The following is a 13184-nucleotide window of genomic DNA, read 5'->3' as shown; positions in this document are numbered from 1 at the left end:
TCATACCGCTCTTACTGTCATCGCGTACCGCGATAGCGTGGGGGCGTGTACGACCCCTCTCATCTGCGTACCTTCCTGGCCGTGGCTCAGACACTGAGTTTCACCCAGGCCGCCCGCAGGCTCGGGCTGCGCCAGTCCACCGTGAGCCAGCACGTACGCCGCCTGGAGGACGCCGCGGGCCGCAGGCTCTTCACGCGGGACACCCACTCCGTGGAGCTGACGGAGGACGGCGAGGCGATGCTCGGCTTCGCGCGGCGGATCCTGGAGGTGCACGAGCAGGCGAGCGCGTTCTTCGCCGGGACGCGGCTGCGCGGCCGGCTGCGCTTCGGCGCGTCGGAGGACTTCGTGCTCACCCGGCTGCCGGAGATCCTCGAAGGTTTCCGTCATGACCATCCCGAGGTCGACCTGGAACTGACGGTGGAGCTGTCGGGCACCCTCCACGAGCGGCTGGCCGGGGGGAAGCTCGACCTGGTGCTGGCGAAGCGCCGTCCCGAGGACCCGCGCGGCGAGCTGGTCTGGCACGACGAGCTGGTCTGGGTCGGCGCCGAGCGGCTGCGGCTGGAGCCGGACCGCCCGGTCCCGCTCATCGTGTACCCGCCGCCGGGCATCACGCGCGCCCTCGCCTTCGAGGCGCTGGAGCGACAGGGCCGCCCGTGGCGCGTCGTCTGCACGAGCGGCAGCCTCAACGGCCTCATCGCCGCGGCCCGCGCCGGACTCGGCGTGATGGCCCACTCGCGGGGCCTGGTCCCGCCGGGTCTGGTCCGGATGCCGGAGCGGGCGGGACTGCCCGAGCTGGGCGAGGTCGACTTCGTCCTGGTCCACGGCCGGCGCCGTCCCGCGGCCCAGGACGCGGCGGACGCACTGGCGGCGGCGATCCTGAGCGGCGGCGACCGGCTGCAGCGGGGGCGCGGATAGCGGGCCGACGGGGCCGGCCGGACGGTGCGTGGACACACCGCCCGGCACGACTCCCCCACCCCCGTGACTTGCCGGGGTCTCCGCCCTACGGTCCGCGCCGGACCGCTCCCGCCCGGCGGTTCACGTCCGCGGGACTAGACCCATTGCTGGTAGATGCCGCCGTTGCAGGCGACGAGACGGACCCCCTGGGTGGCGCTCCCGTCCAGGCACCGGCCGGACTGAACGTGCCTGATCTCACCGGTGGTTCCGGTGGGACGCCACTTCTGATAGCTGCTTCCGTTGCAGGCGACGAGACGGACGCCCTGGGTGACGCTCCCGTCGAGGCACCGGCCGGACTGGTAGTGCCTGATCTGGGCGGAGGCGTCCCAGAAGTAGTCCCACTTCTGGTAGGTGCTCCCGTTGCAGGTGTTGAGCCGGACCCCTTGGGACGCACTCCCGTCGAGACACTGATTGGCGTACGCCAGGTTGTCCCAGGTGTTCCAGACGGTCGTCGTCGCCTGGGCCGGTGCGGCGAGCAGGGCGGTCACGGCGAGGGTCGCCGCGGTCCCCCCGGCCAGTGCTGTCGCCCGGGACAGGGCACGTTTGATCATCAACGGTCTCCTTCTCGTCAGTGGCTCTTCGACGGGCGCACCCGGCACGATCGCCGTGCGGTCCGGAGTCCGGCGCCTCCCCCGACGCGCCGGACGCCATGAATGCTCCGGGCTGCCGACACGGGCGGCCACGCCCTTAAGTCACGGCTTAAGGGGCCACTGCCGTGCCCGGGTGGCGCTACCGGTTCCCGTCGAGCAGCTCGCGGCCCAGGGCGGTGGCCATGTGCAGCACGGAACTCCCGCGCCGGCTGGTGGTGATGAGACGCGCGTCGCGCAGCGCCTTGGTGTGCTGGCTGACCGCCGGCGCGGAGACGCCGAGCCGCGCGGCCAGCTCGGTGGTGCTGCACCCGCCGGCGGCGACCCGCAGGGCGGCGGCCCTGGTACGTCCGAGCAGGGCGCCCAGGGGATCGTCGGTGACCGCGCCGCCGGTGTGCCACAGCGCCGCGCCGACGGCCGGGTCGGTCACGGCGGGCACGGTCAGCCGCGGCACCGCCTCGTCGTCGTACGGGTCGTACAGCAGGCTGAACCGGCGCCAGGAGAACACGGTCGGCACGAGGATCAGCCCTCTGCCGCCCAGGTGGACCTCGACCGGGCGGGGGTGGCGCAGCTCCAGCACGGGCGGCCGCCAGCACACCAGCTGAGGGCTCAGTCCGGCCAGCAGGGCTTCGACGCCGCCCTCCATCACCGTGCTCGCGTACTGCCCGCGGACGACGTCCAGTTGAGACCGCAGCGCCGTCCAGTACGGGGCGACGGCCACCCGGTGGCACGCCACGAGGCCGGCCGCGAGGGCTCGCCGGGCGTCGGCGCCCCCGTCGGCCACGCATCTCGCCCACGGCATGTGGGCAGGGCTGACGCCGACGGGCTCCAGCTCGCGGCGTAGCAGGGTGCGCGGTGCCCGCAGCAGGGCCTCCACGGCGTGGTCGATGTCGGGCGAGTCGCCGGCGAGCGCCAGCAGATCGAGGCCGGGGCCCCGGCTCGGCAGCAGGGCGAGGAGCGGCCCGGCGTCCTCGCCGAGCCGGCCGGCCACAGAGGCCCGCCACCGCCGGAAGGGTCCCGGGAGGGAACGCCCGCGCAGCATCTCCAGGCCGTAGTACGTCTCCGCGGCGGCCCCGACGGTGCCGGCGACGCGGGTGCGGGCGAGATCCTCCGCGGTGAAATGAATGCGCAGCACCACACACCCCCGTCACGGAGCGGGGACACCCTCGGCTGCGGGGTCGGTCCCGGCTGCCGCCCCCGTGGCGACCGACACATCGTCGTCCGGGACGAGCGCAACGGACAACGCGTTTTCCGGACCTTCGCCACGGGGGGGCGTCCACGGTTCCGGGGAGCCCCTCGGTGCCTGGCCGGTCAGGATGCCGTACCCGTCCGAAGGGGGGCGGTCCGCCGCTCCCGACACCTCGCGGCCCCGGGGGTCACGTCACGGACCCGGGGTCTTGCCCTCGGCCGCTCGCGCCGTCGCCACGTAGTCCCGCAGCATCGCCTCGAACTCCTCGGCCGCGAGTTCGCAGTCCTCGAACTGCCCGTGGAGGTCGACCAGTCCGACGGTCCCGGCGCTGACGCGTTCGACCCCGGCCGACATGGTCGACAGGGAGAATCCCGACCCCCACCGCCGCGAGTCCGCGCACCACGCCGCCAGGTACGCCTCCGCGGCTCCGGCCGAGGCGATCCCCATGACCAGGGTCTCCACCGCGAGTCGCAGGTTCTCGTCTTCGGCGGGTTCCCTGGCCGCGACCCAGTCGTCGTCCTCGTCCAGGGTGAACGTCCATACGGCTGGGCGGGCGGGGCTGGCCATGACACCTCGTCGTCTGCGGACCGGAGCGGTTGCCACCACCATGGTGCCAACAGCTGCCGCGCCCACCGCCGCCCGCCCCGGAAGCCGGGGCGCCCGCGTCGGTTGCGCTCCGGGCGGACGTGTCGACGCCGGCGTCCGAGGGGTCAGCGGGTGGTGAGCATGCCCTCGCGCAGTCGCGCCAGCGTGCGGGTCAGCAGCCGGGAGACGTGCATCTGCGAGACGCCCAGGCGTTCACCGATCTGCGACTGGGTCAGCTCCTCGACGAACCGCATGTGGATGATCTGCCGGTCCCGCTCGCCCAGTTCGGCGATCAGCGGCGCCAGCGCGTGGAAGTCCTCCACCAGCTCCAGAGCGGCGTCGTCGGCGCCGATGAAGTCCGACAGCGCGCTCTCGCCGTCCTCGCTGCCCGAGATCGCGGCGTCGAGAGAGGCGGAGTTGTAGCCGTTCGACGCGAGCCGCGCCTCGATGACCTCTTCCTCGGTCAGGCACATCAGCTCGGCGAGTTCCTTCACGGTGGGCGCCCGGTCCAGGCGTCCGCGGAGCTCCTCGGTGGCGCGGGCCAGGTGGACCCGGGCCTCCTGCAGCCGCCGCGGCACGTGCACGGCCCACGAGGTGTCGCGGAAGAACCGCTTCATCTCGCCCACGATGTAGGGAATCGCGAAGGTGGTGAACTCCACTTCGCGGGACAGCTCGAACCGGTCGATCGCCTTGATCAGCCCGATCATGCCGACCTGGACGATGTCCTCCATCTCCTGCGGCCCGCGGCTGCGGAAGCGTCCCGCCGCGAAACGGACCATGGACATGTTCATCTCGATCAGCGTGTTGCGCGCGTAGCTGTACTCGGGTGTCCCCTCCTCCAGACGCGCCAGCTGGTCGAAGAAGAGGCGGGACAGCTCGCGGGCGTCCCGCGGAGCGACCTTGCAGGGATCCGCGACCTCCGGTAGCTCGGCTATGTGCGTGTCCGCCGTCACCGTGCCCGTGAGTGCCATGATGTTCCCTCCAGTAGCCGATCGACCGCTTCCGTCCTCTGTGAAGCCGCCGACGACAGGTCGCCTACCCCGGCATCCCCCGTGCATGCCTGCCATCTCCTCGACGTCCCCGAGGTCGGTGACGTGCACGCGGCCGCCGCCCGGGGTCACACGACCTCCGAGACCGTTTCGAGCCAGGTGAGGAGCAGGCGGTTGACCTCGTCGGGGCGCTCCTCGGGGAGCCAGTGGCCGCAGCCGTCGAGCAGGTGGGAGGAGACCAGGCCGGGCAGCGTCACCGGGTACGCCTCGATGGCGTCCGCCATCCAGGTCGTGGAGGCGTCGAGCGTTCCGCCGATGAACAGGGCCGGTTGCGTGACCGGCGAGCCGTCGAGTCGCCTGAGGTCCTCCCAGTCGCGGTCCATGGCGCGGTAGCGGTTGATCGCTCCGGTCATGCCGGTACGTTCGAACTCCCCGGCGTAGAAGTCGAGATCGGCCTCGGTGAGCCAGGACGGCAGGCGCCCCTGGGGGAACCGTTCGCGCAGCGTGCCTCCGTCGGCGACGAAGTGCGGGTCGGGTTCGTGCGGCCCCGGCATGGTGTCGGCGGACAGGGCCGCGTAGAAGCCGGCGAGCCAGCCGCGGACGTCGGGTTCGATCTCGGCCTCGGCCCGGCCCGGCTCCTGGAAGTACGAGACGTAGAACTCCTGGTCCCCTCCCATGCCCGCGAAGACGTCACTGGGCCGGGGGCCTCCGGGCGGGGCGTAGGGGACGCTCATGAGGCCCACCGCGCGGAAGACCTCGGGGTGGAGCAGGGCCGAGGTCGCCGCGATGTTCGAGCCCCAGTCGTGCCCGACGATCACGGCCGTCTCCTCACCCAGGGCGTGGACCAGGCCCACGTTGTCCTGGACGAGGGCCCGCATCCGGTACTCATCGGTCGCGGACGGCGTGGAGGAGCGGCCGTAGCCGCGCACGTCGAGGGCCACGGCGCGATATCCCGCCGCCGCGAGCGCCGGGAGCTGGTGACGCCAGGTGTACCAGGACCCGGGGAATCCGTGGACGAGCAGGACCAGTGGCCCCGCGCCCTGTTCGACCAGGTGCAGTCGTACGCCGGATGTCTCGATGGTGCGGTGGCGCGGCGTCGCGGACGGCTGGCGCTCGTTCATATTCTCTCCTCGCACTGGCGGTGGCCTCGGCCCCGCACCGATCATGCGTCGCGCCGCCCGGGGAGGGCGACTACCCTTGTCAGATTGGCAAATGGCCACGTCAGAGACCCGGAGTACGGGCACTGACCGAAAAGGGGCGATGTCGATGACGGACGAGGGCATCGCTCGATCCCTGGCCGCCATCGGGCCACGGCTGCGGGCCGTGCGCGAGGGGCGCGGAGCGACACTCACCGAGGTGAGCCGCGCGACCGGCATCTCCCTGAGCACGCTGTCCCGGGTCGAGAACGGCAGGCGCACACCGAGCCTGGAGCTGGTGCTGCGCCTGGCCGGGGAGTACGGCTCCTCACTGGACGAGCTGACCGGCCTCGCCCCGGGCCCCGCGCGGAAGCCGGCGGGCCCGCCGTCCCGGCGTCCGGTGTCCGGCAAGGTGGTGTTGCCGCTGACGCACTACGTGGGCGGCCTGCACGCCCACAAGCACGTCCTGCCCCCGGCGGACGAACAGCCGCAACGGCCACGGCAGATGACGCACGAGGGGTACGAGTGGCTGTGCGTGCTGTCCGGGCGCCTGTGGCTGGCGCTCGGCGACCACGACCTCGTCCTCACGGCGGGCGAGGTCGCCGAGTTCGACACGCGCACCCCGCACGGAGTGGGCAACGCCGGGACCGGCGGCCCGACCGAATACCTGATCCTGTTCGGCCCCCAGGGCGAACGCCCGAGACCCCGGGGCCGGCCGACGGCCGGGTGAGTGCCACGGGAGGCCCACCGTGCCGAGAAATCGCAACCTGAGGGCGGCCGAAGCCCGGCCGACCAAGCTATTCAACCAGTCGGTTGACAACGCAGCGAGCCGGGTCGTACGGTTATTCAACCGACTGGTTGAGGATGTGAGGTGCGAGGTGGGCGACGACCGGCTTTCCCGGGTGTTCTCCGCTCTGGCCGACCCGACCCGGCGCGACATCGTGGCGAGGCTGGCCTCCGGGGACGCCACGGTCAACGAACTGGCCGAGCCGTACGACGTGACCGTGCAGGCGGTGTCCAAGCACATCAGGGTGCTGGAGGACGCCGGTCTGGTCAGTCGTGGCCGGGACGCCCAGCGGCGCCCCTGTCGCCTGGAGGCGGACGTCTTCGACCTGATGACGAAGTGGATCGAACGGTACCGGCGTGAGGCGGAGGACCGCTTCCGTCGGCTCGACGCCGTCCTGGAGCAGACGGCGCGGCAGCCGGTGACGGACAGCGCGACGAAGGAGGCGGCATCATGAGCGCCGCGACGACGAACGGCCGGCACGAGACGCGGATCGTGGCCGACCCGGATCTGCCCACCATCCTCATCACCCGGGAGTTCGACGCCTCGCCGGACCGCGTGTTCCGCGCGTACACGGACCCCGAGCTGGTCGTCCAGTGGCTCGGGCCGCGCCGGCTCACGATGCGGATCGAGGAGTACGACGCCCGCAGCGGCGGGTCGTACCGCTACGTGCACAGCGAGGACGACGGCACCGAGTACGGCTTCCGCGGCGTCTTCCACGAGGTGCGCCCCGCCGAGCGCATCGTGCAGACCTTCGCCTACGACGGCTTCCCGGACGGCGTCAGCCTGGAGACCACCACTTTCGAGGACCTCGACGGCCGCACCCGCGTCACCACCAAGTCCCTGATGGACTCCGTCGAGGCCCGCGATTCGATGATCAAGAGCGGTATGCAGCGCGGCGTCCGGGAAGGCCACGAGCGCCTGGACGAACTGCTCGGCCGCCAGAGCGGCAGCGCCGACCGGCGTACCGAAACGAAAGGCGCAAGATCATGACGAGTGCAGCCGACGAACACCGCGTCGTAGCAGGGGTGTTCACCGAGCGCGTGCGCGCGGCGAGTCCCGCCTCCTGGGACGACCCGGCGCCGTGCGAGGGGTGGGTCGCCCGGGACGTGGTGCGCCATCTCGTCGAGTGGTTCCCGGCCTTCCTGAAGGCGGGCGCCGGGGTCGAGCTGCCCACGGGGCCGTCGGTCGACGACGACCCGGTGGCCGCCTGGACGGTGCACAGCGACGGCGTGCAGGCCCTGCTAGACGATCCGGCCACGGAGCACAAGGTGCTGTCGAACCCGCACATCGGAGAGGTCCCGCTGGACCAGGCGGTGGACCGGTTCTACACCGCCGACGTCTTCATGCACACCTGGGACCTGGCGCGGGCCACCGGCCAGGAGGAGCGCCTCGACCCCGGCAAGTGCGCCCAGCTGCTCGACGGGATGCTCCCGCTCGACGAGGTGCTCCGCGCCAGCGGCCAGTACGGGCCGCGAGTGGAGGTGGCCGAGAGCGCCGACGTGCAGACCCGCCTGCTGGCCTTCATCGGCCGCAACCCCTGACCTCCGGGCCCGCCGCCTCGACGGCGAGCCCGGAGGCCTGGACCTCGGTCCCGTGCCCTGGGCGAGAGACCGCCGCCCGCCGATGTGCGGACGGCGGCTGTACGGCTACTTCCACATGCCTCCGTGCTGGGAGCCGTGCTGGTTGCCGTGGTGGGACCCGTTGACGCACGCGTTGCCGAAGGCCGGGTTGAGCAGCCCGATGACGTTGACCGTGTTGCCACAGACGTTGACCGGCACGTGGACGGGGACCTGCACGACGTTGCCGGACAGGACACCGGGCGAGTTCGCCGCGACCGCCTGCGCGTCGCTGTCGGCCGCCGCCACGGCGGAGCCGCCCAGTACGGCGCCGCCGACAGCGGCCAGCAGGGACAGGCTCTTGATCACACGAAGCATGGAACTACCTCACAGACAGGTGCGTTGCGCTGCCGCTGGTCGCGGCCGCCCGGGCCGCACTCTTCGCGACCCTCGTACGCTGGTCCGTCCGCCGACCCCGCCCGGATTGCCCCGACGGGACTTCTTCACTCGTATGGGCCACGTTTTCGTATATACGTCGGCCGTCGTCACCGTCGACCGCCCGACAGCAGTTCCCCCTCAGCGACTCCTCAGCGCCCCGACCAGGTCAGCGAGGTGAGCTCGCTGACGGGAGGTCTGGCTGGCCGGGCCTACGGGTGCGTGTCCGTGATCGCGATGACCTCGTCGAGGCGGTCCAGGGCAGCCCGCAGGTCGTCGGCCTTGGCCTGGATGCGCTCGCGCTCGGCTCGCAGCATGGCTCGTTGTTCCGCATCGGTGTGCCCGGCGTCCCAGCACGGAAGGAGTTCCGCGATCCTCTGGCTGGTCAGGCCGGCGGCGAACATCTGCTGGAAGAAGCGGACCCGGGGGATGGCGTCCTGCCGGTAGAGGCGCTGGCCGGACGGGCTGCGCTCCGCGATGAGCAGCCCCTGCTGCTCGTAGTAGCGCACCGCGCGTACCGAGACGCCCGCGCCCCGCGCCACCTCGCCGATGCGGATCAGCCGCTCGGCCGCGGCCCCTGTGACGGTCATGGTGATTCCTCTCACCCCGGCCCTGACGGTCGGCACTTGCCCCTGACGTTGGCGTCAGGTTTTAGCGTACCGGGCATGGACATCAACAACTCCGTCGCCCTTGTCACCGGAGCCAACCGCGGCCTGGGCCGCGCCTTCGCCCAGCGCCTGCTCGAAAGGGGCGCCCGCAAGGTCTACGCGACGGCACGCCGGCCGGAGACCGTGGACCTGCCCGGGGTCGAGGTGCTGACCCTCGACATCGCCGATCCCGCATCCGTGAGGGCCGCCGCCGAGGCCGCCCCGGACGTCTCGCTGCTCATCAACAACGCGGGAATCAACACGGGGACCGACCTGGTGACCGGTTCCCTGGACGCGGTACGGCACGAGCTGGAGACCAACATGTTCGGCCACCTGGGAATGATCCGGGAGTTCGCGCCGGCGCTCGCCAGGAACGGCGGGGGCGCGATCGTCAACGTCCTCTCCGCCATGTCCTGGTTCGGGGGCAAGGGCGCCAATGCCTACCACCTGACCAAGGCCGCCGCCTGGGCCATGACCAACGGCGTCCGCCTGGAGCTCGCCGAGCAGGGCACGCTCGTCACAGCGGTACACCTCGGCCTGGCCGACACCGACATGGCGGCGGGCTGGCCCGTGGACAAGATCGCGCCGTCGGACCTTGCCGACGCGGCGCTCGACGGAGTCCAGGCGGGCTCCGCCGAGGTCCTCGCCGACCAGTGGAGTCGGGACGTCAAGTCCCGTCTGCCGCTGACACCGGAAGAGTTCGACGCCGCGATGGACCGCGCCCTGGCGGCGCTGATGGCGGCCTGAGAGCCCCACCGACCGGACGCTCACCCGCAGGTCCTCGGCGATCACCGAGCTCGCCTCAAGTAGCTCGCGACGACATCGAGCAGCCCCCACCCGCACGGACTGCGGGGAGGGGCTGCTCACGAACGTACGGCCTGAGGGACGATCGCCTACGCGACGAAGGCGGTCTGACGGCGAGGCGCCGACCACCCGTCGCTCAGGTGCAGTTGCCGTTCTCCGAGTTGTAGTAGATGTCGAACGAACCGCTCCACGTCAGGCACTGGCCGTCGTCCGGGACGTCCTTGTAGACCGGGCCCGCGTAGCTGCCGTAGGAGCCGGAGTCCTTGGCCTCGCCGCTGCTGTAGGGCCAGGTGTCCAGCGTGACCTCCATGAAGACCCGGGTACCGGGGTTCGTGCGCACGGTGACCGCGCAGACCTTGCCGGCACTGCTGTTGTAGGTCACGAACGTGGTGGCGGGGACGGTGGACTGCGACGAGCGGATCGGCGTCGCCCTGATGACGTCGTAGCCGGTGCCACAGGCACCGTTGTACTGAGTGGGCGTGGCGGCCGAGGCCGGCGCGGTCGCGGCGAGCGTGCCACCGAGGGCGAGTGCGGCCAGGACGGTTGCGGTGACTGCCTTGCGGCGGGTCGACTTCATGACGTGTTCCCCCTGTTGTGGTGTGCGCGGATGCGCTGCGAACGGCCGGTCGTTGCCGCCCACGGAAGATGAGACCCGGCGTGCCCCCTGATAGTTGTGGGGCATCCCGTCACCGTTCTGTTACCAGTGTCACGACAGCGAACGACAACAACGGTGCAGAGCAAGGCGGTTGGGGTGCCGTGGACTTCGGGGTGGGCCCGCGCGCCTCACTCGCGCCGGCTCCACCGCGCCGCGAGTGCCGATCGAGTACCGCATGGAACGCTCTCGGTTCGTGAGCTCCGATGCAGCTGGTCATGAACCTCCGCGGAGCGCCGAACCGTCCGCTGGTGCCCCCACCATCCCCCGAGGGCACCGGCGGGCTCTGCTGCGTGCGCGCACGGTCCGGCCGCCCCGGGGCCTCCCCGTGCACCCGGGCCGCCCCGAACCGGTCCCCAGTGCGCCACTCGGCCGACCCCGGCGCCCGTGGTACCCCACCGAAGGCCTCCCCATCGGACGTTCCAATAAGAAATGTTGCCACCATGACGCCAGTGTGGCGCGCGCTCTCACCTGCATAAACCTAAGATTTACCCCGGCCGTGGTCACGTGACCCCAGCATGTGGCGCCAATAACGGCTCCACATGGCGCCAAATATGTGCCACCATGGGGTCACGGAAACGGAGCGACGCCGGGAACGGTGTTCGACGTACTAAGGAGCCCCCCATGTCTGTCACCTTCAGCGACCAGGACAAGGTCACCCTGCGCAACGCCGCCTACGGGGCCGTCACGCTGATGGCCGCCGCCGCCGGGGCCGACTCCCCGCACAAGGTGGCCACCCAGGGCAGCATCGCGCTGACCTCGGCGACCGGCCCGGTCGGGCACGTGCTGGCGGAGAAGTCGTCGGTGGGTGACCTGGGCGGCAAGTCCGCGGCCGAGATCGCCGACCGTGTCCTGCCCGCCCTCACCCAGGCCATGGACCTGCTGAAGAAGCAGGCGCCCGAGGAGGCCGGCAACTTCCGCGACACCGTCCTGGTCGCCGTCGAGGCCGGCGCCCGCACCGCCAAGGGCGGAACCGCCAACCCCACCCTGGCCGCCATGACCCGCAAGATCACCGACGCCCTCGACGCCGCCTGAGTCACTGACAGGAGGAGATCCCGTGACGCTGACGGGAGTTGACCCTCACTTGACGCCCGGGCCCCGCCGGACAGCTCTCCGGCGGGGCCCGGGCGTCGGCCGTACCACTTGTCCTGTCCCGCCGGCGGGACAGGACAAGTCCTCGGGCCGTGCGCCCCCTCACGGGACCGGAATGCCTTGAACCGCGTGCCCCGCGTGCGTGACGGTGGAGGCGACGACGTGACGGGCGCAGCGTGACAGAGGGGGACGACGTGGGAGACGCCGGCATGGACACGGATGTGGTGATCGCGGGCGCCGGGCCCACGGGCCTGATGCTCGCCTGCGAACTGCGGCTGGCGGGTGCCGACGTGGTGGTGGTCGAGCGGCTCGCCGAGCGGTCGGGCGAGTCACGGGCCGGCGGGATCCACTCCCGCACCCTGGAGGTGCTGGACCAGCGCGGCATCCTCGACCGCTTCCTCGCCGAGGGCTCACTCCAGCCGGTGGGCCACTTCTCCGGCCTCTACCTCGACTTCGACGAGTCCGAGTCGAGGCACCCCTACCCGCTGATGATCCTGCAGTCCGCCATCGAGCGGCTCCTGGAGGAGCGGGCGGAGGAACTCGGCGTACGGGTGCGCCGGTCCTGCGAGGTGAGTGCGCTCCGGCAGGACGAGAGCGGCGTGAGCGTCGAGCTGGACACCGCACGGGGGCGCGCAGCGCTGCGCGCCCGCTATCTGGTGGGCTGCGACGGCGGGCGCAGCACGGTGCGCAAGCTGGCGGGCATCGGCTTCCCGGGCACCGAGGCGACGATGACCGCGCTGATCGGCGACGTGGAACTGCCCGATCTGCCCGAGGACTACGTGTGGGTGCGGCGCACTCCCGGCGGCGACTACTCCGCGATCGCCTTCGAGCCGGGGTGGTACCGGGTGATCACGTCCGAGTTCGACCGGGTCGCGGACCGCGACGAGCCCGCCACCTTCGACCAGTTGCGGGAGTCCCTCGTCCGGGTCGCGGGCAGCGACTTCGGGATGCGCAACCCCCGGTGGGTCTCCCGGTTCAGCGACGCCGCACGGCAGGCCGACCGGTACCGGGCGGGCCGGGTACTGCTCGCGGGCGACGCGGCGCACATCCACTTCCCGGCCGGCGGGCAGGGGCTGAACATGGGAGTGCAGGACGCGGTCAACCTCGGCTGGAAGCTCGCCTCGGTGGTGCGCGGCCAGGCCCCGGAGAGTCTGCTGGACACCTACCACGCGGAGCGGCACCCCGTCGGGGAGCGCGTGCTGCACAACACGCGGGCGCAGTCGGCGCTGGTGCGGCCCGGCCCGCAGACGGACGCGCTGCGCGAGGTGTTCAGCGCCCTGATGGTGTTCGACGACGTCAACCAGTACCTGCGTCACCTGCTGACGGCGCTGGACCTGCGCTACCCCGTCGACGGCGAACACCCGCTGGCGGGACGGCGGGTGCCGGACGCCGACCTCGAAGGGTACGAGGGCGCGGAGGGGGTGCACGAACTGCTGCACGCCGCCCGCCCCGTGCTGCTGGACCTGCGCGGCAGCACCGAGGTCGCGGCGGCCGCCAAGGGCTGGGCCGACCGTATCGACCTGATCGAGGCACGCAGCGCGGACGAGCACTGGCCCGTCCCGGCGGTCGGTGACATCCCCGCTCCCGACGCGCTCCTGATCCGGCCCGACGGCCACGTCGCCTGGGCGGCCTCCGGCGGCGTACCCGACACCTCCGCACTGCGTACGGCGCTGGCCACCTGGTTCGGGCCGCCGCTGCGGGGATGAGACCACCACCGAGACCGACAGGCCCAGGGCGCGGGCGCCGCTCGCCCGGCCCGGACGAAGGGACA

The 13184-nt window shown here is 71.8% G+C and carries 16 protein-coding genes; 8 read left to right on the top strand and 8 right to left on the bottom strand.

Annotated elements, in window-relative coordinates:
• Window positions 1-45: 45 nt before the first annotated feature.
• Window positions 46-915: a LysR substrate-binding domain-containing protein gene (locus ACZ4VA_RS27365; RefSeq protein ID WP_356176067.1), complete on the top strand. Its 870-nt coding sequence runs from the start codon at window positions 46-48 to the stop codon at window positions 913-915.
• A gap of 134 nt (window positions 916-1049) precedes the next feature.
• Here ACZ4VA_RS27365 and ACZ4VA_RS27360 read toward each other — a convergent pair whose 3' ends face one another.
• The 5 genes from ACZ4VA_RS27360 to ACZ4VA_RS27340 form a co-directional block, all read right to left on the bottom strand.
• A complete protein-coding gene (locus ACZ4VA_RS27360) occupies window positions 1050-1505 on the bottom strand; it encodes an RICIN domain-containing protein (RefSeq protein WP_355786772.1) in 456 nt (151 codons plus the stop codon).
• Between the two features lie 178 nt (window positions 1506-1683).
• Window positions 1684-2676, bottom strand: coding sequence for an ArsR/SmtB family transcription factor (locus ACZ4VA_RS27355; protein ID WP_356176070.1), 993 nt, complete (start codon window positions 2674-2676; stop codon window positions 1684-1686).
• A gap of 246 nt (window positions 2677-2922) precedes the next feature.
• A complete protein-coding gene (locus tag ACZ4VA_RS27350) occupies window positions 2923-3297 on the bottom strand; it encodes a hypothetical protein (protein WP_356176073.1) in 375 nt (124 codons plus the stop codon).
• A 143-nt stretch (window positions 3298-3440) separates the two neighbouring features.
• A complete protein-coding gene (locus ACZ4VA_RS27345; RefSeq protein WP_355786778.1) occupies window positions 3441-4286 on the bottom strand; it encodes an RNA polymerase sigma factor SigF in 846 nt (281 codons plus the stop codon).
• Window positions 4287-4432: 146 nt separating this feature from the next.
• Window positions 4433-5425, bottom strand: coding sequence for an alpha/beta fold hydrolase (locus ACZ4VA_RS27340; RefSeq protein ID WP_468082809.1), 993 nt, complete (start codon window positions 5423-5425; stop codon window positions 4433-4435).
• A gap of 145 nt (window positions 5426-5570) precedes the next feature.
• Here ACZ4VA_RS27340 and ACZ4VA_RS27335 point away from each other — a divergent pair, with 145 nt between their 5' ends.
• The 4 genes from ACZ4VA_RS27335 (at window position 5571) to ACZ4VA_RS27320 (ending at window position 7768) form a co-directional block, all read left to right on the top strand.
• A complete protein-coding gene (locus ACZ4VA_RS27335) occupies window positions 5571-6170 on the top strand; it encodes a helix-turn-helix domain-containing protein (protein ID WP_468082807.1) in 600 nt (199 codons plus the stop codon).
• Between the two features lie 148 nt (window positions 6171-6318).
• On the top strand, window positions 6319-6681 hold the full coding sequence (locus ACZ4VA_RS27330) for an ArsR/SmtB family transcription factor (RefSeq protein ID WP_355786786.1): 363 nt from the start codon (window positions 6319-6321) through the stop codon (window positions 6679-6681).
• Entirely contained in the window at window positions 6678-7217 is a 540-nt protein-coding gene (locus ACZ4VA_RS27325) for an SRPBCC family protein (RefSeq protein WP_355786789.1), read from the top strand. Before ACZ4VA_RS27330 ends, ACZ4VA_RS27325 begins: the two co-directional genes overlap by 4 nt.
• Window positions 7214-7768, top strand: a complete 555-nt coding sequence (locus ACZ4VA_RS27320) for a TIGR03086 family metal-binding protein (protein ID WP_388902917.1) — start codon at window positions 7214-7216, stop codon at window positions 7766-7768. The genes ACZ4VA_RS27325 and ACZ4VA_RS27320 overlap by 4 nt, the downstream gene beginning before the upstream one ends.
• A gap of 105 nt (window positions 7769-7873) precedes the next feature.
• Here the strand turns inward: ACZ4VA_RS27320 and ACZ4VA_RS27315 are convergent, their stop codons facing one another.
• Both ACZ4VA_RS27315 and ACZ4VA_RS27310 read right to left on the bottom strand, forming a co-directional pair.
• On the bottom strand, window positions 7874-8161 hold the full coding sequence (locus ACZ4VA_RS27315) for a chaplin (RefSeq protein WP_355793895.1): 288 nt from the start codon (window positions 8159-8161) through the stop codon (window positions 7874-7876).
• 269 nt (window positions 8162-8430) lie between these two features.
• Window positions 8431-8808 (bottom strand): MerR family transcriptional regulator, encoded by a 378-nt coding sequence (locus ACZ4VA_RS27310; RefSeq protein ID WP_355793896.1) that lies wholly within the window; start codon window positions 8806-8808, stop codon window positions 8431-8433.
• Window positions 8809-8883: 75 nt separating this feature from the next.
• On the opposite strand from ACZ4VA_RS27310, the gene ACZ4VA_RS27305 reads away from it, so the two are divergent.
• A complete protein-coding gene (locus ACZ4VA_RS27305) occupies window positions 8884-9612 on the top strand; it encodes an SDR family oxidoreductase (protein WP_468082804.1) in 729 nt (242 codons plus the stop codon).
• Between the two features lie 193 nt (window positions 9613-9805).
• On the opposite strand, the gene ACZ4VA_RS27300 is transcribed toward ACZ4VA_RS27305, so the two are convergent.
• The gene (locus ACZ4VA_RS27300) at window positions 9806-10246 is read right to left on the bottom strand and encodes a hypothetical protein (RefSeq protein ID WP_355793898.1); all 441 of its coding nucleotides are present in this window, start codon (window positions 10244-10246) and stop codon (window positions 9806-9808) included.
• 699 nt (window positions 10247-10945) lie between these two features.
• On the opposite strand from ACZ4VA_RS27300, the gene ACZ4VA_RS27295 reads away from it, so the two are divergent.
• Both ACZ4VA_RS27295 and ACZ4VA_RS27290 read left to right on the top strand, forming a co-directional pair.
• Window positions 10946-11356 carry a hypothetical protein gene (locus ACZ4VA_RS27295; protein ID WP_356237865.1) on the top strand — a complete coding sequence of 137 codons (411 nt, stop codon included), beginning with the start codon at window positions 10946-10948 and terminating at the stop codon, window positions 11354-11356.
• Between the two features lie 266 nt (window positions 11357-11622).
• Window positions 11623-13119: an FAD-dependent monooxygenase gene (locus tag ACZ4VA_RS27290; protein ID WP_356176360.1), complete on the top strand. Its 1497-nt coding sequence runs from the start codon at window positions 11623-11625 to the stop codon at window positions 13117-13119.
• The last annotated feature ends 65 nt before the right edge of the window (window positions 13120-13184 follow it).

The organism is Streptomyces sp. NPDC028308 (assembly GCF_055565855.1).
This window is presented reverse-complemented; position numbering and strand designations above follow the sequence as displayed.

Excerpts from the sequence above, each read along its gene's own strand:
- ACZ4VA_RS27345 (WP_355786778.1), bottom strand. The coding sequence starts at position 4,286 with ATGGCACTCACGGGCACGGTGACGGCGGACACGCACATAGCCGAGCTA.
- ACZ4VA_RS27300 (WP_355793898.1), bottom strand. The coding sequence starts at position 10,246 with ATGAAGTCGACCCGCCGCAAGGCAGTCACCGCAACCGTCCTGGCCGCA.
- ACZ4VA_RS27340 (WP_468082809.1), bottom strand. The coding sequence starts at position 5,425 with ATGAACGAGCGCCAGCCGTCCGCGACGCCGCGCCACCGCACCATCGAG.
- ACZ4VA_RS27360 (WP_355786772.1), bottom strand. The coding sequence starts at position 1,505 with ATGATCAAACGTGCCCTGTCCCGGGCGACAGCACTGGCCGGGGGGACC.
- ACZ4VA_RS27295 (WP_356237865.1), top strand. The coding sequence starts at position 10,946 with ATGTCTGTCACCTTCAGCGACCAGGACAAGGTCACCCTGCGCAACGCC.
- ACZ4VA_RS27305 (WP_468082804.1), top strand. The coding sequence starts at position 8,884 with ATGGACATCAACAACTCCGTCGCCCTTGTCACCGGAGCCAACCGCGGC.
- ACZ4VA_RS27335 (WP_468082807.1), top strand. The coding sequence starts at position 5,571 with ATGACGGACGAGGGCATCGCTCGATCCCTGGCCGCCATCGGGCCACGG.
- ACZ4VA_RS27315 (WP_355793895.1), bottom strand. The coding sequence starts at position 8,161 with ATGCTTCGTGTGATCAAGAGCCTGTCCCTGCTGGCCGCTGTCGGCGGC.
- ACZ4VA_RS27350 (WP_356176073.1), bottom strand. The coding sequence starts at position 3,297 with ATGGCCAGCCCCGCCCGCCCAGCCGTATGGACGTTCACCCTGGACGAG.
- ACZ4VA_RS27290 (WP_356176360.1), top strand. The coding sequence starts at position 11,623 with ATGGACACGGATGTGGTGATCGCGGGCGCCGGGCCCACGGGCCTGATG.
- ACZ4VA_RS27320 (WP_388902917.1), top strand. The coding sequence starts at position 7,214 with ATGACGAGTGCAGCCGACGAACACCGCGTCGTAGCAGGGGTGTTCACC.
- ACZ4VA_RS27325 (WP_355786789.1), top strand. The coding sequence starts at position 6,678 with ATGAGCGCCGCGACGACGAACGGCCGGCACGAGACGCGGATCGTGGCC.
- ACZ4VA_RS27310 (WP_355793896.1), bottom strand. The coding sequence starts at position 8,808 with ATGACCGTCACAGGGGCCGCGGCCGAGCGGCTGATCCGCATCGGCGAG.